This window comes from Fluviirhizobium alvei (assembly GCF_030551875.1).
In the GTDB taxonomy this organism is placed as follows: domain Bacteria; phylum Pseudomonadota; class Alphaproteobacteria; order Rhizobiales; family Rhizobiaceae; genus Rhizobium_E; species Rhizobium_E alvei.
Genome location: NZ_JAUOZU010000007.1, coordinates 486,888 through 508,966, shown reverse-complemented (window position 1 = coordinate 508,966; position 22,079 = coordinate 486,888). Strand labels below are relative to the sequence as shown.

Below are 22,079 nucleotides of genomic sequence, written 5' to 3'. Positions count from 1 at the left end.
GTCATTGGGCCGCGGCAGGCATGGTGCCGGTCACGCCTTCGACGAAATAGTCCATGTTCCAGAGCGCGCCATCATCCACTTTCTCGCCCGCCTTGACCACAAGCGTGCCGTCCTGCTTCTTCAGCGGGCCTTGGAACGGATCGAGTTTTCCTTCGATCATCGCCTTGCGGGCCGCTTCGATCTTGGCTTTGGTTTCGGCTGATACACTTGGCCCGAAGGGGGCGAGGTCCACGACGCCGCTTTCAAGACCTTCGAAGGCGCCATATTCCTCTGGCGTCCACTTGCCTTCGGTGATTTCCTTGATGGTCGGGACGAGGTAGCGATCCCACTGGAAAATGACCGAGGTCTGGATGCCCTTGGGTGCGGCAGCACTCATGTCGATCTGATAGCCGAAGGATTTGGCGCCGCGTTTTTCGGCAGCGTCCAGCGCCGATGCCGCACTCAGATCGGTTGCGACCACATCGGCCTTCTGGTCGAGAATGGCTTCCGAAACCTGCCCTTCCTTGACCGGGTCCCACCAGGAATTGGTGAAGACCGCGACCGTCTCGATCGACGGATCCACGGAGCGCGCGCCTTGCGCGAAGGCATTGATATCCCAGTTCACGACACCGACCGGGAAGCCTGCGAGCATGCCGATCTTCTTGCTTTTCGTGGCATCGGCAGCGGCGATTCCCGCCAGATACCAGCCCTGATAGGTGCGGGCATAGAAACTTTCGAGGTTCGGGCCGTTGGTCGTGCCGGACGCATTGAGGAAGGCGACGTCGGGATAGGCTTTGGCGGCATCCGCGATGGGGGCGGAGTAACCATAGGTTGTACCGACGATAATGTTGAATCCACGCTTCACATAGAGGTCGATCGCGGCCCGGAGCTTGGTCGCGTCCTCCGGAATGTTTTCTGTTACCGCCACCGTCAGTCCCAGTTGCTCCTCGACGGCCTTGCGTCCCTTGTCGATGGCTTCGTTCCAGCCGCCGTCATTGACGGATGCGGCGTAGATGAAGGCGACTTTGGGTTCGCTTTTCAGGCTAAAGGCAAATGCGCCTTCGGTGCTGAAAGCCAGACCGGCAATCAGGGCTGCGGCGCTGAGACAGCCGGCGCTGCCCCGAGAGGTGAAAGTCGTCATCATGTCTGTTCCCTTGTTTTTATTAGGCTATTTCTGAAATTTCGTCACAGGTCTCCGCTCCGTGCGAGCTTGTGGCCTGCGCTGGCGAAATTGGTTCATGCGGTGCGGAATTTTCATTCCTAACTCTTGTGCGGTGCATTAAAGCCGATTACCGTCGTTCATGCAACATAATTAATCATGGTCAATTTTTGGGCATATTGTCCAGAATTGTGGACGAAACAATGGACGTCGATGCACTGGACGCATTTCTGAAAATCGCCGAACTTCGGTCGATGTCGGCCGCCGCCAAACTCTACGGGTTGCCGAAATCGACGCTCAGTCTGCGTTTGAAGCAACTTGAGGGCGAGTTGAGCACAAGCCTGTTCCTGCGCGAGGGACGGGCGCTCGTCCTGACCGAAGCCGGCCAGACGTTACGCATCCATGCGGCGGATATTCTCGGCCGATGCGAGGCGGCCCGCATGGCGGTTGCTGAAACGCTCGATGATGCGGCCGGCATGCTGAGGATCGGCGCGACCGGCGAATTCGGCACGGCTTTCTATTCGCAGATGCTTTATGCCTTCCGGCGCCGCTATCCGAAGGTCCAGCTCGATCTCAGTTTCTTTTCGCCGCATACGCTCTATCTGCCCGAACGGCAGGAGATGATGGATGCGATTATTTCCTGGGACGATGGCAATGCCGCCCAGGGCGGAGCCGAACAGCTCTGGACCGATTGCTTCTGCCTTTATGCAAGCCGCGACTACCTCGCCAGGATGGGCGTTCCAGAGACGCCCGACGATCTCGACAATCACCAGGCCGTGATGTTCCGCCAGCCCTCTGGCCCGTTGCCCTGGCTGTTGCAGAAGGATGCCGAAACGGTGTCAGTGCTGCCGCGTTGCGATCTCTTCGCCAACGAATACTGGACGGTGAAATACTTCGCGGTCGCAGGCGAGGGCATAGCCTATCTGCCATCCTTCTTCACCCAGATCGAATGCGGGCGCGGCGATCTCGTTCCCGTTCTGCCAGGTTGGACCTCGGCGCAGCAATGCGTGACCCTGCGCGTGATGCGACCAAGTGCGATGTCGCGGCGCATGGGCGCCTTCATCGAGTTCTGCCGCGACTATTTCTCGCCGAGCTATGTGTTCAACGGCCCGCGCTATTACGTCGAAACCATCTTCAATCCCACCGACAATAACCAAAGAGGAGAACAGCAATGAAAGAATTGCCGACAGGAAACGGTGCACGTCTGATCAAGTCCGGCCTGGATCCGGTGAGGGTCCCTTTCGACCAGATCCCGGTCATCGATCTGGAGCCCATGTTCAGCGGCGATGCGGATGCCAAGGCCGCGTTGGCGGAGAGCCTGCGCCATGCCTGCACGCAGGTGGGCTTTCTCTATATCAAGAACCACCATTTTCCCAAGGAGGCGCTGGCGGCGGCCTTTGCCGAAGCTGAGCAGTTCTTCGCCCAGCCTGATGAGGCGAAGATGAAGAACCATGTCTCCAAATCGTCCAACCTGCGCGGCTATGCCGCCATGCTTGAGGAGAATACCGATCCTACCGCCCGTGGCGACCTGCATGAATCCTTCGATATCGCGCTCGATGTGCCGGCCGATGATCCCGATGTTCTGGCCGGGAAAGTGCTCTACGGCCCCAACCAGTGGCCGGAAGACCGCCCGTCCTTCCGCAAGGCGCTCGAATCCTACCATGCCGAAATGATCAAGCTCAGCCATCACCTCCTGCATGCTTTCGCGCTAGCGCTCGGGCTTGAGGAAACCTATTTCGATGCCATGGTGACGAAGCCTCTGGCTACCCTCCGGGTGCTGCACTATCCGCCGCAATTCGGCGAGATCGACGAACGCCAGATCGGCATCGGTGCCCATTCCGACTATGAATGCTTCACCATTCTTGCGCAGCAGATGGGCATTCCCGCGCTACAGGTGCTCAACGCCGCTGGCGAATGGATTGCGGCCGATCCGATGGAAGATTGCTTCGTCGTCAATGTCGGCGACCAGATGGCGCGCTGGACCAATGACCTGTTCGCCTCGACAGTTCACCGTGCCATCAACCGGTCCGGCAAGGAGCGTTATTCGATCCCGTTCTTCTTCGGGCCGAACTACGACACGATCGTCGAAGTGCTGCCGAGCTGCGTCGATGAAGATCATCCGGCAAAATATCCGCCGATCAGCTCGGGTGACTATGTCAATGGCCGCTTCACCGCGACCTTTGCGAGCTATGCCGAACAGCAGAAGGATGCAGCTACTGTTGTCTAAAACCCGATCCCGCGTGTTCGGGTCGGGACGACCAAACAGGCGGCAGGGGAGCCCTGCCGCCTGTTGCGCTTTCATGCGCGGACTTTCTTCTTTCTCCAGGGCGCGTCCTTCTGCCAGTCGCCGGCCATGATGCAGCCATAGGGGATCACTTCATCGACCACTTCGGCAAGGCCGTAATGCTCGATCTGTGCCCGCACATTGGCGGCATTCTTGTAGGCGCTCGGCAGTTCCGAGACGTCGGGTGCATTGGAGAAGAACCGGACATCCAATCCTTCCGTTTCCTTCGCCATGATCGCGGCAATGTTGTTCGGGCTCAATCCACGGCTGTCGGCACCATGTTCTTCACCCAGCCGACGGATATGGCTCGTCCGCGAGAAGTTGCGCCCGGCGCCGTGCGGCGAAAAGCCAAGTCCGTTTGCGGCATTCGATCCACGCGCAATCAGGATCGGTTCCGCCATGTTGAGCGGTATGAGCGTCAGGTCCGTCGCATCCTCCGCCCAGCCATCGAAGGCCGGTGTCGCACCCTTGCCGTGATAGAAGAGCCCGTCGGACTTCCGGAACACGAAATTATGTTCGTTCCAGAAGCGATCGGCGACCTTGGCGGACAGCTTTTCCGCCGCCATGTCGTGGATGGCCAGATGGTTCTCCTTCGTCCACTGGCGGATTGCCTGGAGCGCCGCCCAATAGGCCTCACCATCTTCGGTGTCGGCCGGAATCCAGGCATTGTCCTTCAGCGTTTCCGGCGAAAGCTGCTCGCGGTAGCGATTGGCGGTCTTCATGCCCTTGTCGTAGAGGCGCGCGCCAGGTGCCCGCGATCCATGGTGGGTCACAAGCGCGGCCTCACCGGTCGATTTCATCTGGCCAACATAGGCAAAATGGTTGCCATCGCCCTGGGTGGCGAAATGCTCGATAGCCACGGCAATGACGTCCGTCAGGAACGGGTTCTCGCGAAAGGCCGAAAGCGTCGCGTCCGACGGCCTGATCTGGGCACCACGCGGACGACCACCCGGGCCGAAATGCGTCACGCCATGGACGGCATCCAGAAGGTCCTTCGGTGCCACGCCCGGAAAGATCGAAATCGCCATCGAGCAGCAGATGTCTGCCGAGTGCATGCCTGGATGGATCGCTTCGGATGCGACGACGCCGCCAACGGGGATCGTGCCGACCGGACCCGAAGGGCAGGCGTCGGGCATGATCGCTGCGGCCTTGACCACCGGCGTGCGTGCCAGTGCCCGCATGGTCGCATTGACCTTTTCGACGTTGTCCCGTTCGAATTCGTCTTCGGCGCGAATGTTCATGTGGATTTCCACGTCGTTTTCCAGCTTCAGCGGCAAGGTCGGACCCGGCGCGAATGTGCGCGCCGTCGCCAGCGCATCGGCCATCGAGCCGCCTTGCTCCAGCACCTTGTTGGCCGCCACAAGGGCATGGCGAAACCACTTGCCCTGGCTCATGCCGGCATTGATCAAATCCTGTCCGCTCACTATCTCGATCATTTTCTTTTCTGCTACTGCAGTCCTTCTCGTATTGTTTCAAATCTCTTCGACCCCGGCGACAACGGGTGGCAAGACATTTTCCTGAGCTACGCGTTCCGTTACCGGAACCGGGATGGTTCGATCATCCGACCTCTCCTGCAATTGCAGAAGCGCTCTATCCATGTAGTCCTGCCGGCATTCGCCGGGGGTGTTCCTGAGCAGCGGCGACGAGGATGGACGAAACCGGAATGGTCCCGCTCGTGCCAGAGAGCGTATGCCGAGGAGGAGTCGAACCTGCCAGACCATCCCAACGTTGGAGGCTGTAGTTCCGTCGGGCATTCGCCGCTGCATTTCAGGTCATGACGACAAAGTATTTCGTGGAAACGCCTTGCTCTACCCGTTGAGCTACAGGGCGAGTGCCCTGGCGGGACTCGAACCCGCTACACAGATGTAGTTCCCTTTCGCATTCGTCATGTATTTCACTCTTTTCCTGTTCAACCAGCCATGGCGACGAGGGTTGAGAAACATCTTGCTCGCCGTGAGCTTCGAGGCTTTCGCCCCGCCGGGAGTCGAACCCGAGACGGAGATGTAGTTTCTCTTGCATTCGCCATGCATTTCGTATGCTCGCCGTGACGACGAGAGTTGGAGAAACGCCCTGCTCTGTCCACTGAGCTACGGGTCCATGTTGCGCGCGCAGGGTTGGTGTGGCGGCTGCGCGCAAACAAGTATGGGGGACCCGACGGGATTCGAACCCGCGACCTGGAGGGTGATAGCCTGTAGTTTCTTCCGGCATTCGTCACGGCCCTCCACGCCGGTCACGACCCGGCGTGGAGTATGTTTCAAAGGGCAATGTCCTCGATTGTCTTCACCCAGCTTTCCGTTCCGGACTTGCCGGCGGCGAAGGCTGCGATGGCGCTGAAGACGGCATCCGAGAAGCCGCCGATATTCAGCACATCGGCCGATGTCACCGCCTGCGACGTCGCGTAGGGCTGGATATCGAGGCAGACCAGCTTCGCAGCCGGGTTCTGCGTCTTGATCCGCGCCCATTCGACCATCATTGCAGACGCCTGCCCGTTCGGCCGCGCATCCATCCAGGACTGGTTGTCCGAGATGAACAGAACAAGGTCGACCTTCGCCTTCTCGTCCGCGAGCCGCTTCAACGGAGCAGAGCAGTTGGTTCCGCCACCGCCGATTGCCGCCAGCTTCTCGGCATTGGTCATCACCGAGTCGCGCCGGTTGAGATCCACGTTCACGACGTCATTCTCGAACGGCAGCACGCGTGCCTTCGGGTTGCGCTCCAAGAAAGCCGCCGTCAGCAGGCCAGCCACGTCGATGCAGCGCACCGCCGACGTGGCCCCCTTGCGGTAACCCGTCACCGGCCAGCTCATCGAGCCAGATACGTCAGGGCAGAGCACGACATTGCCGGGCACGACCGGCACATTGCCGATCGCCACCTGCATTGCATCCTGCAACGCATCGCGCACCACATGTGGCACCGCCGGGTCAACCATCTTCCACGCTACCATCAACTGGTAGGGGAAGACTTTCGCCTTGCGGATCTCATCGGGGTCAGCCAGCCGCGCCGCCAGCTGTTCGGCCACCCCCGCAACCTCAAACACGCCATGGCGTGCAAAGGTGTTGAGGTTCTGTCGCACCATCTGCCAGCTGCCCTTGCGGGCGATCGCGACCCATTGCTCGCGCGTCAACGCAAGCGAGGTCAGCATCTGGAACGGCACATCCGGTATCGGATTCGTCTGGTCACGCCGAAACGCTTCCAGCGCCTTGACGAGATCGGGCAACTGCGCCTGATCATGTGGCCTTCCGATCGCCCAGGCATAGAGCGCCTTGCGCTCCGCTGTTGCAGGCTTCGGATGCACCATCCGGATCACATCGGCGAGCGAGGGATCGTTGCCGACCATGGCGCGCAGGATCTGCTCGGTGCTTGCGCGTTCGAGCCAGGCCTGGACCATTTTTTTCGGTCGCGTTCCCAGCGACTTGCGACCAGCGGCACCCGAACGCATCACCTGCACGAAGGTCCGCAGCATCTTGCCGCTCTTGACCACACGCGGGAAGGCACGGGCGAAGGCATCGCTCTGAAGACCCGAAAGCAGGGCCAGCAAGGTCACCGGCATATCCTTCATATGACCTTTCTCGGCGGCGTGGATCGCCACCTTCGCCAGGAACTCCGGTTCGACTTCGAGCGCCAGGTACATCACCGCATCGAGCTGTTCGGCGCCATCGGCGTAAAAGGTGCTGTTCAAGGTTCCAGTGACCGCATACTGCGCCAAGGCCTCGCGCTGCGTCAGCGCATAAGCCGTTGCTGCCTCTGCGTTTTTGGTGTCCGTGCCCGGAAGCAGTTTTCCGGGATAGGATTTGAAGATTGCCTTGTTTGCCATGACAGCACCTTTTCGGTTGTTCATGCCACTTCATTTGCAGGCAGCGTGCCAGATTGGCTGAAAGCGCCTGTCGTCGATCTAAAAAATTCAATATCTATCTGATATTGTTGACGATTAAATTTTGCGTTTCATATGAGCCGCCAACTTGTGTTCAAGCAGGCATGCCAATATTCTATCCATAGTTAGCGCAGATTATAAAAATGGATAAAGCATGAAGCGCCGCGTTGCCATCAGCATCCTTGGAACCACGCTCGACATGGGCAAGCGCGAAGACCGCTGGACACGGTGGCGGCCGAATGTGGCGCTCTGCCAGCAGACAGGTCTGTTCATCGACAGACTGGAAATGATCCATGATACCCATGCCGGTGCGCTGGCTGCCCGCATCGTCAGCGACATCGAGATCGTGTCGCCGGCAACTGATGTGCGCCGCAATGTGATCAACTTCCGGGATCCCTGGGACTTTTCGGAAGTCTATACCAAGCTCCGCGATTTCGCCCGAACCTACCCTTTCGATCTGGAGAGCGAAGACTATATCGTCAACATCACTACCGGCACCCATGTGGCGCAGATCTGCTGGTTCCTGCTGACCGAGGCGCGCATCATTCCCGCCCGCCTGTTGCAGCTTTCACCGCCGCGCGACCGGAGCAAGTTCGATGACTATGCGGGCACGCACACGATCATCGATCTTGATCTCTCCCGTTATGACGAAATCGCCAAGCGTTTTGCTGTCGAACAGGCTGAGGCAACGTCTTTCCTCAAATCCGGCATCTCGACGCGCAACGTCGCCTTCAACCGCATGATCGATGAAATCGAGCGCGTCGTGGTGCGCTCGAAAGCGCCTGTGCTTCTCACCGGGCCGACCGGTGCGGGCAAATCGCAGCTGGCGCGGCGCATCTACGAACTCAAGAAGAGCCAGCACAAGATCACCGGTGCGTTCGTGGAAGTGAACTGCGCCACGCTGCGCGGCGACCAGGCCATGTCGGCGCTGTTTGGTCATGTCAAAGGTGCTTTCACCGGTGCGGCGGCAGAACGCGCCGGCCTCTTGAAAGGGGCGGACAAGGGGGTTCTGTTTCTCGATGAAATCGGTGAGTTGGGACTCGATGAGCAGGCCATGTGCCTGCGCGCGATCGAAGAGAAGCGGTTTCTGCCTGTCGGAGCCGACAAGGAGGTCTCGGCCGATTTCCAGCTGCTTGCCGGAACCAACCGCGATCTCGGCGAGGATGTGCGCAAGGGCAAGTTCCGCGAGGATCTCTATGCCCGTCTCAATCTCTGGACCTTCCGGTTGCCCGCGCTCAGCGACCGCAAGGAAGATATCGAGCCGAATCTCGAGTTCGAACTGCGGCGCTTTCTCGAGAGGGAAGGGCAGGCGGTCACCTTCAACAAGGAGGCACGGCAGCGGTATCTGCAATTTGCTACCAGCCCTGAGGCGGTCTGGAGCGCCAATTTCCGCGATCTTTCGGCTTCCGTGACAAGAATGGCGACGCTTGCGCCACAAGGCCGTATCACGACCGAGGTGGTCGATGCTGAGATTGAAAGGCTGCGGTCATTCTGGAAGCCGGCCGCCGCGGGCGAACTTATCCTCTTGAAAGAGGTTCTGGGGGAGGAGGCCAGCGAACGGCTCGACCGGTTCGATGCCGTCCAGCTAGCCGATGTGCTTTCTCTTTGCCGCCAGCATGCGACGGCAAGTGCAGCGGGCCGAGCATTGTTTGCGCATTCCCGGCTTGAAAAGAAGAGCAGCAACGACGCCGACCGGCTGGTGAAATATCTCGCGCGTTTCGGGCTTCGGTTCGAGGATGTGCGGGCCTGAAGCTGCGGAACAGGAGGTTGTCGCCGCTCATCATCTGGTGCCAGCAGTAAATTGGAAAAAGTCTGCAAGGCGCAATCTTGCCGCAACGGTTAACCCGGAATCAGGGAGAAATTGTTTTGGCCGAAATCAATCTGCTGCTTGATACGATCGAGTCCAACAGGCGCGAATTTGGCAATGAGCGCCACTGATGAACAAGCCCGCCGGTGAAAATCGGCGGGCTATTGATTGCCATTTAAAGCCTTAGAAATGAATCTTTGCTCTCTTTTCGCGAATCGAGGGCGACGGATGCATCAGCAATGAAAAGACCGATTGTTCAAATCGCCGTCGGCATAGTGATTTTGGTCATCTGCGCTGTAATTGCCGTTATGGCGCTTCGCTACTTGGTCGAGGCGGTTGCCACCGGTGCAGTGTATATGCCGGGGAAATATGCGCCAAGCGGATATCACCGTTTGGGCGACGAACCAAAAAGATTTTACTTCGGGCTATTGCATTGGACGTCTCTTCTGCTCGGCAGCGGCGTTGGTTTAACTTGGTGCTTCGTTACACTGCGAAGCGCATTACGCAAACGCGAGGCCGGCCGATAAAGATCACGGGCTGCTTCATGAGTGTTTAAAGTTGGCGTAGCGCTTCTAGCTCGGGGAACGCCTGCCACTTCAACGACGGACTGTTACATGCGGGGCTGTTCGGCAGGTTCCCGACTAGCTGACCATTCCGCACCACTACCTCTACCGCCTGCCGACCGGTATAGCCGCCCATCCGGTTCTTGGCGTTCGCCTTCACGCATACCCAGTGCAATTTGCTATGCTTGTTGAATTGCATGTAGGATATTTCGGCATCCCTGACCGAATAGGGATCAACGAGGTAGTCGCGGGCGTCACGCACGATCGCGGCCTTCACCGATGCTGGGGCAGGCTTCGCCTCGGTCATCGCGGTTTGTAGTTCGGCCTGCGTCTGGCAACCCGATAGAGCCATTCCAGCGATGGCGAGCGTTAGCAACTTCTGTTTCATGAGATTCTTCAGGTATGGGGTTATTGACGCGCGGAACCTAAACGCGCCTTCCGGAAGTTGCAAGTTAGTTGCCGATCGCCTCGTAGCAGCTAGTACAGCATAAAGCATGCGGAACCGTTATGGTTCCATGCACTGGAAAAATGTTTCGGCTGCGATTTCCGCCAAACGCCTAAGTAATTGTTTTATTGATAAATAAGTTATGGCTGGGGAACCTGGATTCGAACCAAGATTGACGGAGTCAGAGTCCGCTGTTCTACCGTTGAACTATTCCCCAGCAGGGCCGGTCGCTTGCGACCGGTGGCGGGCTTATAAACAGATTGTGCCTGCTTTGCAAAGGCCCTTTCGTCATTTTTTCGCGAAAAAATTCAATCGGGGTCGAGCGGCGGACTTGCCGAATTCGCCATCGCGTCCGCAAAAACAAATTGTCGATTTCATGGCGAACTGTTACATTCGGCCCAACATTGAAAACAAGCAAGTGCCTGCTGCGATCCTAGAGGTCTGCGCGGCGCGATGGAAAAAGACAGTGAGTGACCCCGATTCCGGCAGCAAGCCGGCCACGAACGGGGCGCATGAGACGGCAGGCCCGGCGGGATCGAAGCGATCGTCGCGGGGAAAACGCAAGCGCAGGAGAGGCAACTCCAAGGCGCCTGCGGCTGTTACGGTCAATGCCGGTGGGACTCCGCCGGCGCCCGTGCGCACCGAGTCGCAAAATGTGCCTGATGGCGAACGCAAGAAGCGGCGTCGCAAACGCTCGCGGTCCGGCAAGGGCGCACAGCAGGCGAAGCCAGCCGATGTTCCGGCGCGCAGCGAGGCAGCTGTTCGCGATCCTTCCCGGCAATCGAAATCCAACAAGAGACGACGTCTGCAGGGGCGTCCGCTGCCAAAAGTGCAGGCGGAAGACCACAAGGCCGCGGTAGCGCCAAAGCGCGAAGAGCGGCCGGAAACGTCCGCGCCCGCCGTTGTGCGCAGTGAAGCGGCGGCCGAACCGCTTTATGCGGCGCTTGATCTCGGCACCAACAATTGCCGTCTCCTGGTGGCGCAGCCGACGCGTCCGGGCCAGTTCCGGGTCGTTGATGCCTTTTCACGCATCGTGCGGCTGGGCGAGGGGCTGGGCGCAAGCGGCATGCTGGCGGCCGAAGCTATGGACCGGGCCGTCGATGCGCTGAAGGTCTGCGCATCCAAGCTCAGCACCCGACCGGTTCGTCGGATGCGGCTGATTGCCACCGAAGCCTGCCGCGCTGCCGGCAATGGCGAGGAGTTCCTGTCGCGGGTGACGGTGGAAACGGGGCTGGAACTCGAGATCATCAACCGCGAGACCGAGGCCAGGCTGGCGGTATCCGGTTGCGCCTCGCTGATCGGACGCGAAGCGCGTTCGGCGGTGCTGTTCGATATCGGCGGCGGCTCTTCGGAGATCGCCGTCCTGCAGATCAATGGCCAGCGCTCTCCACGGCTTGCCAATCACATCACGCACTGGACCTCGCTTCCGGTCGGCGTTGTGACCCTGTCGGAACGGCATGGCGGCAAGCATGTGACGCCGGAAATCTTCGAGGCCATGGTCTCGGAGGTCGAGGAGATGCTGTCGCGCTTCGATTCGCCGGCGGCCCATGAATTGAACGGCGTCGATTCCGGTTTCCATATGATCGGCACGTCCGGAACCGTCACCACGCTTGCCGGCGTCTATCTCAACCTGCCGCGCTACGATCGCCGCCAGGTCGACGGGCTCTGGATGTCGTCCGACGAAGTGACGTCCATGCAGGACAAGTTGCTTGGTCTTGATTTTTCGGCACGCGCCGCCAATCCCTGCATCGGGCCGGACCGCGCCGATCTGGTGCTCGCCGGCTGCGCGATCCTCGAAGCCATTCGTCGCCGTTTTCCGGCCTCGCGCATGCGGGTGGCAGATCGGGGCTTGCGCGAAGGCCTTCTCACGGAAATGATGGCGGATGACGGCGTGTGGCGGCGCATCCGGTCCCGGCCACACCATCACCACAGGAGCTGACTATGGCCAAGACCCCCGAGGGCGGACGTGGCGATGCAAGCCGCAAGGGCCTGACCCAGAAGATCCGCAAGACGAAGCTGAAGGAAAGCTCGCGCCGCTGGCTCGAGCGCCATATCAACGATCCCTATGTCCAGCGCTCCAAGCGCGAGGGCTACCGGTCGCGCGCCGTCTACAAGCTGCTCGAGATCGACGAAAAGCACCAGATCCTCAAGGGCGCCCGCCGCATCATCGATCTCGGCGCCGCTCCGGGCGGCTGGTCGCAGATCGCGGCCCGCGTCACCAATTCCACCAATGACAGTATCCGGGTAGCGGCGATCGATTTTCTCGAGATGGATGCCATTCCCGGCGTGCATTTCATCCAGATGGACTTTCTGGAGGATGGTGCTCCGCAAAAGCTGATCGATGCGATCGGCGGCACGCCGGATCTCGTGATTTCCGACATGGCGGCACCGACCACGGGCCATCAGCGCACCGACCATATCCGGACGATGCATCTTTGCGAGGTCGCGGCGCAATTCGCCATTGAAGTTCTTGCCGAAGGCGGGCATTTTCTAGCCAAGACCTTCCAGGGAGGAACGGAACGCGACCTGCTCAATCTGCTCAAGCAAAATTTCAAGCAGGTCATCCACGTCAAGCCGGGCGCATCGCGCCAGGAATCGGTGGAAATGTTCATTCTGGCAAAGGGCTTCAAGGGAAGGGCGGCGGCATCTCCAGAGGAGGAATGAGCATGCTGCTTTATGTGACGGTCGGCACCAACAATCTTGAGCGGGCCATCGAATTCTATGACCCGGTTCTGTCAACGCTCGGCTATGTGCGCGTGAAAACGTCCGAAGACGAGGCGGGCTATGCGGTCAACGCGAATTCGGCTGCCGAATTCTGGGTGCTTTACCCCTATGACAAGCAGGAAGCGTCAGCCGGCAACGGTTCGATGATCGCCTTTGCCGCAGCGGATCGTGCTGCCGTTTCAGCCTTCCATGCCAAGGCTATGCTTTATGGCGGCCATGATGAGGGGGCGCCGGGGCTCAGGCGCTACACGCCGCATTTCTTCGCGGCCTATATCCGCGATCCGGACGGCAACAAGCTGTCGGCCGTTTTCGACCAGCCGGAATAGGCATCACTCCGTTTCGCGGATCCTGTGACCGGACACGCCGGCCCCGGCATCGGGCGCGAGCGAGAAGACCGGAATGGCTGCGACGAGGTTCAGCGCGGCCACGGCAAGAAAAGCGATGTGGAAGCTCGAAAGCCCGAGCGATTGACCGGTCAGAAGCGCGTGGATTTCGAGAACGATGCCGGCAAAGGCCACACCCAGCGCGCCTGAAATCTGCTGGATGACCGAATTCAGCGCGGTTGCCTTGCTGGTGTCCTGATGGTCGATATCCGCAAATCCCAGAATGTTGATGCCGGTGAAGTAGAAGGACCGGACAAAGCCACCGATCGCCAGAACGCTGATGAGTACGAGATACGGCGTGTCGGGATAGAAAAACGCATTCGCCACAGTGCCGAGCGTCGCCGAAAGGGCAGCCACAATCAGGGTCCTGCGGAAGCCGAACCGGGCAAAGACATATTTGGCAACGAATTTGGTGATCAGCGCGCCGCCGGCACCGATGAAGGTGACAAGGCCCGAATGAAAGGCGGAAAAACCGAAGCCCAGTTGCAGCATCAGCGGCAGCAGAAAGGGCACGGCACCCATGGCGATGCGGAAGATGGTGCCGGAAATCACGCAGATGCGGAAGGTGGCGACCCGGAAAAGGCCGAAATCGAGAAGCGGGTGCGGATGTCGCCGTGCGTGGCGCAAAAAGAGGATTGCCGAAACCAGGCCGATGGCAACGGATATCAAGCCATAGGAGGCTGGCAACGCCGGCAGGCTGACCACCGAAAGGCCGAACACAAGCCCGGCTGCGGCAACGCCGCTCAGGAAGAAACCGCCGATATCGGCCGGTGGTGGCTTGGCACTCGGGACATCAGGAATATGGATGGCTGACAGTACCATGCCGAGCGCGCCGATCGGCAGATTGATCAGGAAGATCCATTCCCAGCTGAAATAGGTGGTGATGAAGCCGCCGATCGGCGGGCCGACCAGCGGGCCGATGACGGCGGGAATGGTGAAGAGCGACATCGCCGCCACCAGTTCGGATTTCGGGGTTGCCCGCAACAGAATGGTGCGCCCGACCGGTGTTGCCATCGAGCCGCCCATGCCCTGGAGAAAGCGGGCAAGCACGAAGGATGTCAGATCGGTGGCCATGGCGCAGAGTGCCGAGCCGGCCATGAAAACGCCGATGGCGATGATGAACAGCCGCTTGGCGCCGAAACGGTCTGCGGCCCAGCCACTTAGGGGAATGAAGATGCCGAGCGCCACGAGATAGGATGTCATGGCGAGTTTGAGCGTGATCGGTCCGACGGCCAGATCCTGCGCGATCGCCGGCAGCGATGTCGCGATCACGGTCGAGTCCATCTGCTCCATGAAAAGCGCGATAGCCAGAATGAGGGCGGCGTTGCGATGCACGGCGGATTCCAGAGACGGGTTCAATGAGCGCCGCGCATGGATATCGTCGGATTGAAAGCCTGTCACTGGCAAAATCCGGTCTTTGTATAAGTTTATGAATGTGCAGCGCTGGTTGCGCGCTCACGCTCCTGCGAGACGTTGGGCAACGGCCGCATCGAGTTCAGCCTTGTGCTCGGCTGAAAGAAGCCGCCAATCCTGGTCGGCGATTGCGCCGGCCAGCGCATGCAGCATGTTGCGGGAAATGCTGCGGCCAAACTGGAACCGCAGCCTTGCATAGGCTTCGACGGCGCCGATTTCGCGCAGGGCATCGATGTCCGTAATGCCGATTTCCGCCAGCCACGCCCGCGATTTCGGTCCGAGATTGCGAAGCCTGTCGTCCGGCTCCGGCATCGGCTCAGGCCTGGCGGAAACGGGCCACCGCGCTGCGTTCGATGGCGGCAGCGGTCAGCTTGTCGATGTCGAGGCGGGCGCGCAGATGCTGAAGGAAGCGAAGTTCTTCCATTTCCAGCCGCAAATCGGCGGTCGCGACTTCGACAGCCAGCGCATAGGCCGTGTCGTAAAGGCGGGGCGGCAGGGTGTCGCGGATGATCTCGAGCGCAATATCCATACCTTCGGGACCGGCGAGGATCTCCTGGATATCCTTGGAGGTCGGGATGATCTGCTCTTCATCGAAACCGTCGAATACCGGCAGGAAGCGCGCCAGGCGCCCGATCCGCTGAAGTTCGCTGTCCGGCATATCGCCGTCGGCGGCGGAAACCATCACCATCGCATAGATCAGGGCTTCGGGGATCGAGATTTTCTTGGCCATTGCATCTTCCTGGATATTGCCTGCGCAGACAGTTAGGGCGGGCGGGAACGGAAATCAAGGCAATGTCGGTGAGACGTCGCGCTTCTCGGGTCTAGCCCCCGAATTCATCGTTTGATTTCGATGGCTCCATCTTCGCTATATGGCTGAAAAACGGAGAGATTCGGCACGATGCGTTTCAGATCGAGCAATGCGGAAGCGATCGCCTGGGTGACCATGGCGACGGCGCTGTTCTCGCTGATCTTTTCGTCAGGGAAATTTGCAGGCGAAAGTGCCTCCGTTTTTCAGTTGAACTTCCTGCGCATGACGGGTGGGCTGGCGACCCTGCTGATCCTGGTTCTGGTCAATGGCGGCGGGCTTCTTCAGTATCGCAGCCGCAGGCCTTGGGCCCATTTTGCCCGTACCGTTTTCGGCGTTGTCGGCGCCCTGTCGATCATCCAGGCTTCGGCCGATATGCCGATTGTGGATGCGACAGCGCTCAGCCTACTCTATGTGGTCTTTGTGATCATTCTTGGCGTGGTGATTTTTCGCGAAAGGATCGGGGTGCGCCAGGGTGGCGGCATTCTGCTTTGCCTTTTTGGTGCCATCGGCATCATGGCGTCGCGCGGGGCCTTCCTGACCTTCGATCCCGCCTATCTCATGCCGGCTGGGCTTGCCATCCTGGGGGCGGTGCTGTTTGCTCTTGAAGGGATACTGATCAAGGTTCTCGCCGAAGCTGAAAAGCCGCTTGCGGTGATGCTCTATGTCAACACGTTCGGTGTTTTGTTGCTTGCATTGCCGGCTATTGCGACCTGGAACACGCTGCCGTGGGGCGAATATCTTGCCTACGCGCTGCTCGGCCCGCTGGGAACCCTTGCGCAATATTGCGTCATCCGTGGCTACAGGATGGCTGATATCTCGGTCGTCGGTCCGGTCGATTATTCCTGGCTGATCTTTGCGACGCTCATCGGTTACGTCGCCTTTTCGGAAGTGCCGAGCCTCGGCGTGATTGCCGGTTCGGTTCTGATTGCGGCGGGCGGTATCGTTCTGGCCACGGTCAAGCCCGCCCGCGAAAAGCAGCCTGTCATCGAATTTCAATAGAGGTTTCGTTACTGGCTCGCCCAGATGATGCGGGCAACCCAGTCAATATCGGCCGTTTCGATCGTTCGACCGGGATGTTCCGGATTGAGGGAGACGAGTTCGATTGCGCGCGGCGTTTGGCGGAGCAGCACCTTGGCCATAACCTCGCCCTCGCGTGTGCGCACCACGACGCGGTCGCCACGTCGCACGGCCGCCCCCGGCTCGACGATCAGCACATCACCATCGCGATAAAGCGGCAGCATGCTCTCGCCCTGCACTTCCAGCGCATAGACGCCCGCTTTCTGGCCCGGTGCCACCGGAAATTCCACCACATCCCAGCCCTGGCCGACCGGGAAGCCACCATCGTCGAAAAACCCGCCGGCGCCGGCCTGGGCAAAACCGAGCAGCGGAATCGTCCCGGTCTGGGCGGGAAAGGCGCCGTCCGGCAAGCCGGCATAACGTTGACGCCCCTGCAGGATGGAGGTGAATTCATCAATGCTGGAGCCGGTTGCCTCGAGGATCTTGTGGATCGATTCGGTCGAGGGCCAGCGCAACCGGCCATCGGCGGACAGGCGCTTGGACTTGTTGAAGGATGTCGGATCCAGACCTGCCTTGCGGGCGAGGCCCGAAGGCGTCAGATCATGGCGTTCAGCCAGCGCATCGATCGCATCCCAGATTTTCTCATGCGAGAACATTGGCGGTTCCATTCAGGACGGGCGGCAATATCCGGCACGCAAGCACATGGCTTTCGCCAGGTCCGGATTCTCAGGGCGCGACCATAATAACTGTGGCAGAAGTGAGAGTAAAGGAATAAAATCCTGTCTCAGGGTCGATGCCGGTCCGTCATACCTGCGCGGCGGCGCCGATTTTCGACATCTGGATGACCGCTTGCGTGCGGCTGTCGACATTGAGTTTCAGGAGGATTGCCGACACGTGAGCCTTGATCGTGGCTTCGGAAACACCGAGCTCATAGGCAATCTGCTTGTTGAGGAGACCTTCGCCGATCATGCCCAGCACCCTTGTCTGCTGCGGCGTCAGCGTTTTGAGCCGCGCAATGAGGCTTGCGATTTCCGGATCGTTCTCGCGGTCGGAATCGTAACCGGGTGGCGCCCACATGCCACCTTCCAGCACGGTGCTGATCGCCTCGCGGATCTCCTCGATACCGCTCGATTTGGAAATGAAGGCTGAGGCGCCGAGTTCCAGCGCGCGGCGGACCGTCACCGTATCATCGCTGGCGGAAATGACCGCCACCGGAATGTTCTGATGTTCGGCCCTGAGCATGATCAACCCCGTCAGGCCGCTGACGCCGGGCATGGAAAGATCAAGCAGCAGCAGGTCCGCATCGGGATTATCCTTGGCCGCCTTGCGCGCCTCGTCGAAATCTGCCGCTTCGATGATGGCCGGGTGCCCCTCCATGCTGGAGAGTGCCTGCTTGAGAGCACCACGAAACAAGGGATGGTCATCGGCGATGATGATTGTCGTGGCTACGTCCATTGGCCCCCCGGCGGCGAAAAGCTCCCTTTCGCCCAGTATTCTTCTTTTGGAATTTAGATTACCGTTCCCGAAAAAAGCAGGAGTTGCAAGAAAAAAATCCCGTATTTCCTATGTTTCGGGGGCTCTGTCGTCAGAGGGCGGTCTTGTCCTGTTCTTCGCGCGCCATATCCATGAACCGGCGCATGAACTTCTCCATCGCCGAGAGTGCCTTGTCGAGATCCTCGCTGTCCGGAACGGTCAGGCTGCGCTCTTCCAGCATGTCCAGTCGCTGCTCGAGCTTTGCAATTCTATCGGTTTCCGATGCAGGTGCCTGTTCCTTCGTTTCCGTGCGGGTCACGGCAAGCGGGCTGCAGGAAAATGTTTCCCCCAGGTTGGTGCAGGACACCATGTCGCCGGTTGTCGTATCGAGCCGGACGAAGCCGCCATCGACGGATAGTAGGCTGTAGCGCCCGGGTGGATTGTCTGCTGCCAGGGAAGGGGCGGCAAACATGGCCGCAAGGCTGGTCATGATGATCATCCGCATCTAGAGCACTTCCTGCCAATTCGGGGTCATTCTGACGGAGCGATTTTGTGACAAGATCAAGCAAAGGCCCGCAGGGCATATCCAAAGATACGTTCAAGGGCCTTTGCGCAGGGATTGGCGCAATAGCGCCCGTCCCTTCGGGTTTCCGATTGGTGGGTGCCCGATGGCGATCCGGTCTTGCCCGATACTTCTGTATCGCGCTTCAACCGGCTCACCACCGGATCACGCGCACCAATCGAGAAACAGAACTGACCCCGAATTAGCAGGAAGTGCTCTAGAATCCTCCATCTTTCCGGTTTGGACGCCTTTGGTCTTTTCCCTGCCGGCCAAAAAGGTTATCGAGCAGCCGATAGCCGTAGCAGCCACGAACAGGGCAAGGATATGAGCAACATCGTCTATAAGATCGTTCCAGCGGATTTATGGCGCAAGGCGGAAGAAGACGGAAGTTTTCGCGGGGCATCGATCGATCTGACCGATGGTTTCATCCATCTGTCGACCGGCGCGCAGGCCAAAAAGACGGCCGAACTTTATTTCGCCGGGCAGGATGATCTGCTACTGGTTGCTATCGATGGCGACAGGCTCGGTTCGGCGCTGGTCTACGAACCGTCGCGCGACGGCGCTCTCTTTCCGCATCTCTATGCGAGCCTCGACCCGGCGTCGGTCCTTTGGGCTCATCCACTCGTGCTGCGCGCCGATGGCGGCCATGACTTTCCGGAGGATTTCGCATGAAGGATCTGCTCTGGCCGGTCCTGCGCACGGGCCTTTTCCGGGTCGATCCCGAACAGGCACACAACCTGTCGATTGCGGGTCTGAAAACCGGCTTGCTGCCGGCCTGCGATGGTGGAGCTGATGCGCGCCTGGCCGTTGCGGTCGCGGGGCTAAGGTTCCCGAACCCGCTCGGCCTTGCAGCCGGTTATGACAAGAATGCGGAAGTGCCGCTTGCAGCGCTCAAGCTTGGTTTCGGCTTTACGGAAATCGGCACCGTCACGCCCAGGGCGCAGCCTGGCAATCCCAAGCCGCGCCTGTTCCGCCTGGTTGCCGATGAGGCGGTGATCAACCGGTTCGGTTTCAACAATGAGGGCCATCAGGCGGCTTTGTCGCGGCTGCAATCCCTGCCGGCCAATGCACTGGTTGGGGTCAATATCGGCGCCAACAAGGATACAAACGACCGCGTGGCCGATTATGTTGCCGGTATTCGGGCCTTCTACGGTGTCGCCCGCTATTACACGGCCAACATTTCTTCTCCCAATACGCCGGGCCTGCGTGACCTGCAGGCGCGCGACAGCCTGCGCGAACTCCTGTCTGCGATCCTTGATGCCCGCGAAAGCGAACGGCAGCGGTCTGGCCGCATGGTGCCGGTTTTCCTCAAGATCGCGCCGGATCTGACCGAGGAGGGGCTCGATGATATCGCGGCGGAGATTGCTGCAAGCCCGCTTGACGGGTTGATCGTCTCCAATACGACGCTGTCACGCGACGGACTTCGCGACCAGCGACAGGCGGGCGAAGCCGGCGGCCTGTCCGGCAAGCCGCTCTTTGCCAAGGCAACCACAGTGCTTGCCAAGATGCGCAAGCGTCTGGGAGCGGATTTTCCGTTGATTGGTGTCGGCGGCGTTCATTCCGCGGAGACGGCGGCGGAGAAGATCCGTGCCGGGGCCGATCTTGTGCAGCTCTATTCCGCGATGGTCTATGAGGGTCCCGGCCTGCCGCAGAGGATCGTCCGCGGCCTTTCGGATCTCTGCACTCGCGACAAGCTCAAATCGATCCGCGAGATCCGCGACAGCCGGCTTGAGCATTGGGCCAGTCAGAAGATCTGATCGCGCAGCCGCGGCAGTCCGGCTGCCAGCAGAACGCCGCGCAGGATCAGGAAGACATTGAGCGACAGCCAGAGCCCCTGATTGCCGAGCCAGGGCACCAGGAGGGCAAGCGCCAGCAGGTAACCGAGGAAGGCCAGCAGCATGCGGTTGCGCATGGCGTGCGACCAGGTGGCGCCGATGAAGACGCCATCCATGTGGAAGGCGAGAAAGCCGCAGACCGCGGTGGCTGCCGCGAGCGGCAGGTGCTCATAGGCCATCAGCCGCACTTCAGGCACCGTCGTCAGGAAATCGATGATCGGGGCGCCAAAGACCAGGAAGAACAGGCTGGTGAGGCCCGCCAGCACAAGCGACCAGACGCCGGTCAGCCAGACGCCGCGATCGAATGCCGGTTTGTGGCCGGCGCCGATCGCCCGGCCAATGATGGTTTCGGCGGCATTGGCCAGCCCATCGAGCCAGAAGCCGGCAACCATGAAGAAATTCATCAGCACGGCATTGGCTGCCAGTACCACCGGCCCATAGGCATTGCCGATCCGGGTCATGACCATGAAGGCACCCAGCAATACGAAGGTGCGGATCATGATGTCCGAATTGAGCGCGAAGAGAGCCTTGAGCTTGGAACGGTCGAGGAGATCCGGGCGATGGAACGGATTTCGAGTCGCAAAGCCCCGCAGCACGATGACGAGACCGACGAGCATGCCGATCGTCTCGCCGGTCACGGTGGCAAGCGCGATGCCGCCGATGCCACCCTTCATCCAGAGGCCGAACAGAATGCAGCAGAGAATGTTGATGCCGTTGATCAGGGCCTGAATGGCAAGCCCGGTCTTGGCCTTGCCGCGTCCGAGCAGATAGCCAAGCACGGCATAGTTGGCGAGTGCCGCCGGGCCTGACAGGATGCGAACCGAAAGCCAGTGGCTGGTCGCTTCGGCGGCGGCCGGTTCGGGCGCCATCAGCAGCAGGCCGAGCTTGAGGATCAGCGGCGAGAGAACCACGATTGCGATACCGAGCACGATCGCGGTGAGCAGGGCGCGCCAGAATACGGCTTCCTGCTCGTCATGATCGCCACGACCCCAGGCCTGCGCGACAAGTGCAGTGGTGGAGGCGCGCAGGAAGTTGAAGGTCGTGAAGATGAGATCGAAGAGAACCGCGCCGATCGCAAGTCCGGCAAGAGCAGCCGCATCGCCGAGCCGTCCTGCAACGGCCGTATCCGTGATGCCGAGCAGCGGAATGGTGAGGAAGCCGAACGTCATCGGCAGGGCAAGGCCCAGCACCATCCGGTGCGTGACCACGAAAGCGGGCTGTGGCTGGTTGTGCCCCGACATCAATAGAAGACGATGCCGAAGGGCGCCCGACCGCGCGGCGGATGCGGCTTGGAAGAGAGCACCATGGCCCAGAAGGGACGGCCATCGGCCCCGTTTTCGGCGCGGACCACACCAAGCCCCTGATAGTTGCCGACCATGTTTTCATAGTGTTTCGGCGAACTGATCCAGGCGGCCACCGCCGCCTCGACGCTTTTCTGGCCGGCGGCGATGTTTTCCGAGGCGGGCAGCGGAACGCCCATGCGGATCATCCTTTGTCCGAAGCTTTCGCGCGACAGCTGGTGGGCCATTTTGCCCTGGCTTGCCATTCGCATGGCCTGATCGCGCGCAGCCGCAACCGCGACAGGATCGACGGCAAGCGGTGGCAGTCCCTTCTTTGCCCGGACCTGGTTGACGATCGGCAGAGCCTGGGCAGTAAAATCGGCAACCGGGCCGGCCGGGGCGGGCGGGGAGAGTACGGTAGTGGATGTACAGCCGGAGACTGCCAGCATGACCGTGCATCCCACAAGGAAACGCAGGGC

The 22,079-nt window shown here is 60.1% G+C and carries 22 protein-coding genes and 1 tRNA gene; 10 read left to right on the top strand and 13 right to left on the bottom strand.

Annotation, left to right across the window (positions count from 1 at the left end):
* Position 1 precedes the first annotated feature (1 nt).
* On the bottom strand, positions 2-1,123 hold the full coding sequence (locus Q4481_RS11690) for a BMP family ABC transporter substrate-binding protein (protein ID WP_304376520.1): 1,122 nt from the start codon (positions 1,121-1,123) through the stop codon (positions 2-4).
* Positions 1,124-1,341: 218 nt separating this feature from the next.
* On the opposite strand from Q4481_RS11690, the gene Q4481_RS11685 reads away from it, so the two are divergent.
* A complete protein-coding gene (locus Q4481_RS11685) occupies positions 1,342-2,313 on the top strand; it encodes a LysR family transcriptional regulator (RefSeq protein ID WP_304376519.1) in 972 nt (323 codons plus the stop codon).
* Positions 2,310-3,365, top strand: a complete 1,056-nt coding sequence (locus tag Q4481_RS11680; protein ID WP_304376518.1) for an isopenicillin N synthase family dioxygenase — start codon at positions 2,310-2,312, stop codon at positions 3,363-3,365. The genes Q4481_RS11685 and Q4481_RS11680 overlap by 4 nt, the downstream gene beginning before the upstream one ends.
* A gap of 71 nt (positions 3,366-3,436) precedes the next feature.
* On the opposite strand, the gene Q4481_RS11675 is transcribed toward Q4481_RS11680, so the two are convergent.
* Both Q4481_RS11675 and Q4481_RS11670 read right to left on the bottom strand, forming a co-directional pair.
* Positions 3,437-4,858, bottom strand: coding sequence for an RtcB family protein (locus tag Q4481_RS11675; RefSeq protein WP_304376517.1), 1,422 nt, complete (start codon positions 4,856-4,858; stop codon positions 3,437-3,439).
* A gap of 818 nt (positions 4,859-5,676) precedes the next feature.
* On the bottom strand, positions 5,677-7,233 hold the full coding sequence (locus tag Q4481_RS11670; RefSeq protein WP_304376516.1) for a vWA domain-containing protein: 1,557 nt from the start codon (positions 7,231-7,233) through the stop codon (positions 5,677-5,679).
* Between the two features lie 211 nt (positions 7,234-7,444).
* Between Q4481_RS11670 and rtcR the strand changes: the two genes are divergently transcribed.
* Both rtcR and Q4481_RS11660 read left to right on the top strand, forming a co-directional pair.
* A complete protein-coding gene (rtcR, locus tag Q4481_RS11665; RefSeq protein WP_304376515.1) occupies positions 7,445-9,040 on the top strand; it encodes an RNA repair transcriptional activator RtcR in 1,596 nt (531 codons plus the stop codon).
* A gap of 296 nt (positions 9,041-9,336) precedes the next feature.
* Positions 9,337-9,624, top strand: a complete 288-nt coding sequence (locus Q4481_RS11660) for a hypothetical protein (RefSeq protein ID WP_304376514.1) — start codon at positions 9,337-9,339, stop codon at positions 9,622-9,624.
* A gap of 25 nt (positions 9,625-9,649) precedes the next feature.
* On the opposite strand, the gene Q4481_RS11655 is transcribed toward Q4481_RS11660, so the two are convergent.
* Together Q4481_RS11655 and Q4481_RS11650 are read right to left on the bottom strand one after the other, a co-directional pair.
* Positions 9,650-10,048 (bottom strand): hypothetical protein, encoded by a 399-nt coding sequence (locus tag Q4481_RS11655; protein WP_304376513.1) that lies wholly within the window; start codon positions 10,046-10,048, stop codon positions 9,650-9,652.
* A gap of 200 nt (positions 10,049-10,248) precedes the next feature.
* A tRNA-Gln gene (locus tag Q4481_RS11650) sits at positions 10,249-10,322 on the bottom strand.
* 249 nt (positions 10,323-10,571) lie between these two features.
* On the opposite strand from Q4481_RS11650, the gene Q4481_RS11645 reads away from it, so the two are divergent.
* Genes Q4481_RS11645 through Q4481_RS11635 form a run of 3 tightly spaced genes read left to right on the top strand, consistent with a single transcriptional unit; the run spans position 10,572 to position 13,155 of the window.
* A complete protein-coding gene (locus Q4481_RS11645) occupies positions 10,572-12,044 on the top strand; it encodes a Ppx/GppA phosphatase family protein (RefSeq protein WP_304376512.1) in 1,473 nt (490 codons plus the stop codon).
* Positions 12,045-12,046: 2 nt separating this feature from the next.
* Positions 12,047-12,769 (top strand): RlmE family RNA methyltransferase, encoded by a 723-nt coding sequence (locus tag Q4481_RS11640; protein ID WP_304376511.1) that lies wholly within the window; start codon positions 12,047-12,049, stop codon positions 12,767-12,769.
* A 2-nt stretch (positions 12,770-12,771) separates the two neighbouring features.
* Positions 12,772-13,155 carry a VOC family protein gene (locus Q4481_RS11635; protein ID WP_304376597.1) on the top strand — a complete coding sequence of 128 codons (384 nt, stop codon included), beginning with the start codon at positions 12,772-12,774 and terminating at the stop codon, positions 13,153-13,155.
* Positions 13,156-13,158: 3 nt separating this feature from the next.
* Here Q4481_RS11635 and Q4481_RS11630 read toward each other — a convergent pair whose 3' ends face one another.
* The 3 genes from Q4481_RS11630 to Q4481_RS11620 all read right to left on the bottom strand — a co-directional run bounded on the left by Q4481_RS11630 (position 13,159) and on the right by Q4481_RS11620 (position 15,355).
* Positions 13,159-14,547 carry an MDR family MFS transporter gene (locus Q4481_RS11630; RefSeq protein WP_304376596.1) on the bottom strand — a complete coding sequence of 463 codons (1,389 nt, stop codon included), beginning with the start codon at positions 14,545-14,547 and terminating at the stop codon, positions 13,159-13,161.
* A 120-nt stretch (positions 14,548-14,667) separates the two neighbouring features.
* Entirely contained in the window at positions 14,668-14,937 is a 270-nt protein-coding gene (locus Q4481_RS11625; RefSeq protein ID WP_304376510.1) for a TfoX/Sxy family protein, read from the bottom strand.
* A 4-nt stretch (positions 14,938-14,941) separates the two neighbouring features.
* Positions 14,942-15,355, bottom strand: a complete 414-nt coding sequence (locus Q4481_RS11620) for a tellurite resistance TerB family protein (protein WP_304376509.1) — start codon at positions 15,353-15,355, stop codon at positions 14,942-14,944.
* 168 nt (positions 15,356-15,523) lie between these two features.
* On the opposite strand from Q4481_RS11620, the gene Q4481_RS11615 reads away from it, so the two are divergent.
* Positions 15,524-16,432, top strand: coding sequence for a DMT family transporter (locus Q4481_RS11615; RefSeq protein WP_304376508.1), 909 nt, complete (start codon positions 15,524-15,526; stop codon positions 16,430-16,432).
* A gap of 8 nt (positions 16,433-16,440) precedes the next feature.
* Here Q4481_RS11615 and Q4481_RS11610 read toward each other — a convergent pair whose 3' ends face one another.
* The 3 genes from Q4481_RS11610 to Q4481_RS11600 all read right to left on the bottom strand — a co-directional run bounded on the left by Q4481_RS11610 (position 16,441) and on the right by Q4481_RS11600 (position 18,428).
* Positions 16,441-17,106 (bottom strand): S24 family peptidase, encoded by a 666-nt coding sequence (locus Q4481_RS11610; protein ID WP_304376507.1) that lies wholly within the window; start codon positions 17,104-17,106, stop codon positions 16,441-16,443.
* Between the two features lie 148 nt (positions 17,107-17,254).
* Positions 17,255-17,905 carry a response regulator gene (locus Q4481_RS11605; protein WP_304376506.1) on the bottom strand — a complete coding sequence of 217 codons (651 nt, stop codon included), beginning with the start codon at positions 17,903-17,905 and terminating at the stop codon, positions 17,255-17,257.
* 130 nt (positions 17,906-18,035) lie between these two features.
* Entirely contained in the window at positions 18,036-18,428 is a 393-nt protein-coding gene (locus Q4481_RS11600; RefSeq protein ID WP_304376505.1) for a hypothetical protein, read from the bottom strand.
* Between the two features lie 381 nt (positions 18,429-18,809).
* Here Q4481_RS11600 and Q4481_RS11595 point away from each other — a divergent pair, with 381 nt between their 5' ends.
* Both Q4481_RS11595 and Q4481_RS11590 read left to right on the top strand, forming a co-directional pair.
* The gene (locus Q4481_RS11595) at positions 18,810-19,157 is read left to right on the top strand and encodes a DUF952 domain-containing protein (RefSeq protein ID WP_304376504.1); all 348 of its coding nucleotides are present in this window, start codon (positions 18,810-18,812) and stop codon (positions 19,155-19,157) included.
* Positions 19,154-20,242: a quinone-dependent dihydroorotate dehydrogenase gene (locus tag Q4481_RS11590; RefSeq protein WP_304376503.1), complete on the top strand. Its 1,089-nt coding sequence runs from the start codon at positions 19,154-19,156 to the stop codon at positions 20,240-20,242. The genes Q4481_RS11595 and Q4481_RS11590 overlap by 4 nt, the downstream gene beginning before the upstream one ends.
* Here the strand turns inward: Q4481_RS11590 and Q4481_RS11585 are convergent.
* The gene (locus Q4481_RS11585; RefSeq protein ID WP_304376502.1) at positions 20,230-21,561 is read right to left on the bottom strand and encodes an MATE family efflux transporter; all 1,332 of its coding nucleotides are present in this window, start codon (positions 21,559-21,561) and stop codon (positions 20,230-20,232) included. The genes Q4481_RS11590 and Q4481_RS11585 overlap by 13 nt on opposite strands.
* Complete coding sequence (locus Q4481_RS11580) at positions 21,561-22,049, bottom strand: CAP domain-containing protein (RefSeq protein WP_377354000.1); 489 nt, start codon at positions 22,047-22,049, stop codon at positions 21,561-21,563. The genes Q4481_RS11585 and Q4481_RS11580 overlap by 1 nt, the downstream gene beginning before the upstream one ends.
* Positions 22,050-22,079 lie beyond the last annotated feature (30 nt).

What these genes read in the sequence shown, in the direction of transcription:
- Q4481_RS11690 (WP_304376520.1), bottom strand. Translation starts at nt 1,123, where the DNA reads ATGATGACGACTTTCACCTCTCGGGGCAGCGCCGGCTGTCTCAGCGCC.
- Q4481_RS11685 (WP_304376519.1), top strand. Translation starts at nt 1,342, where the DNA reads ATGGACGTCGATGCACTGGACGCATTTCTGAAAATCGCCGAACTTCGG.
- Q4481_RS11680 (WP_304376518.1), top strand. Translation starts at nt 2,310, where the DNA reads ATGAAAGAATTGCCGACAGGAAACGGTGCACGTCTGATCAAGTCCGGC.
- Q4481_RS11675 (WP_304376517.1), bottom strand. Translation starts at nt 4,858, where the DNA reads ATGATCGAGATAGTGAGCGGACAGGATTTGATCAATGCCGGCATGAGC.
- Q4481_RS11670 (WP_304376516.1), bottom strand. Translation starts at nt 7,233, where the DNA reads ATGGCAAACAAGGCAATCTTCAAATCCTATCCCGGAAAACTGCTTCCG.
- rtcR (WP_304376515.1), top strand. Translation starts at nt 7,445, where the DNA reads ATGAAGCGCCGCGTTGCCATCAGCATCCTTGGAACCACGCTCGACATG.
- Q4481_RS11660 (WP_304376514.1), top strand. Translation starts at nt 9,337, where the DNA reads ATGAAAAGACCGATTGTTCAAATCGCCGTCGGCATAGTGATTTTGGTC.
- Q4481_RS11655 (WP_304376513.1), bottom strand. Translation starts at nt 10,048, where the DNA reads ATGAAACAGAAGTTGCTAACGCTCGCCATCGCTGGAATGGCTCTATCG.
- Q4481_RS11640 (WP_304376511.1), top strand. Translation starts at nt 12,047, where the DNA reads ATGGCCAAGACCCCCGAGGGCGGACGTGGCGATGCAAGCCGCAAGGGC.
- Q4481_RS11635 (WP_304376597.1), top strand. Translation starts at nt 12,772, where the DNA reads ATGCTGCTTTATGTGACGGTCGGCACCAACAATCTTGAGCGGGCCATC.
- Q4481_RS11625 (WP_304376510.1), bottom strand. Translation starts at nt 14,937, where the DNA reads ATGCCGGAGCCGGACGACAGGCTTCGCAATCTCGGACCGAAATCGCGG.
- Q4481_RS11620 (WP_304376509.1), bottom strand. Translation starts at nt 15,355, where the DNA reads ATGGCCAAGAAAATCTCGATCCCCGAAGCCCTGATCTATGCGATGGTG.
- Q4481_RS11615 (WP_304376508.1), top strand. Translation starts at nt 15,524, where the DNA reads ATGCGTTTCAGATCGAGCAATGCGGAAGCGATCGCCTGGGTGACCATG.
- Q4481_RS11610 (WP_304376507.1), bottom strand. Translation starts at nt 17,106, where the DNA reads ATGTTCTCGCATGAGAAAATCTGGGATGCGATCGATGCGCTGGCTGAA.
- Q4481_RS11605 (WP_304376506.1), bottom strand. Translation starts at nt 17,905, where the DNA reads ATGGACGTAGCCACGACAATCATCATCGCCGATGACCATCCCTTGTTT.
- Q4481_RS11600 (WP_304376505.1), bottom strand. Translation starts at nt 18,428, where the DNA reads ATGCGGATGATCATCATGACCAGCCTTGCGGCCATGTTTGCCGCCCCT.
- Q4481_RS11595 (WP_304376504.1), top strand. Translation starts at nt 18,810, where the DNA reads ATGAGCAACATCGTCTATAAGATCGTTCCAGCGGATTTATGGCGCAAG.
- Q4481_RS11590 (WP_304376503.1), top strand. Translation starts at nt 19,154, where the DNA reads ATGAAGGATCTGCTCTGGCCGGTCCTGCGCACGGGCCTTTTCCGGGTC.
- Q4481_RS11585 (WP_304376502.1), bottom strand. Translation starts at nt 21,561, where the DNA reads ATGTCGGGGCACAACCAGCCACAGCCCGCTTTCGTGGTCACGCACCGG.
- Q4481_RS11580 (WP_377354000.1), bottom strand. Translation starts at nt 22,049, where the DNA reads ATGCTGGCAGTCTCCGGCTGTACATCCACTACCGTACTCTCCCCGCCC.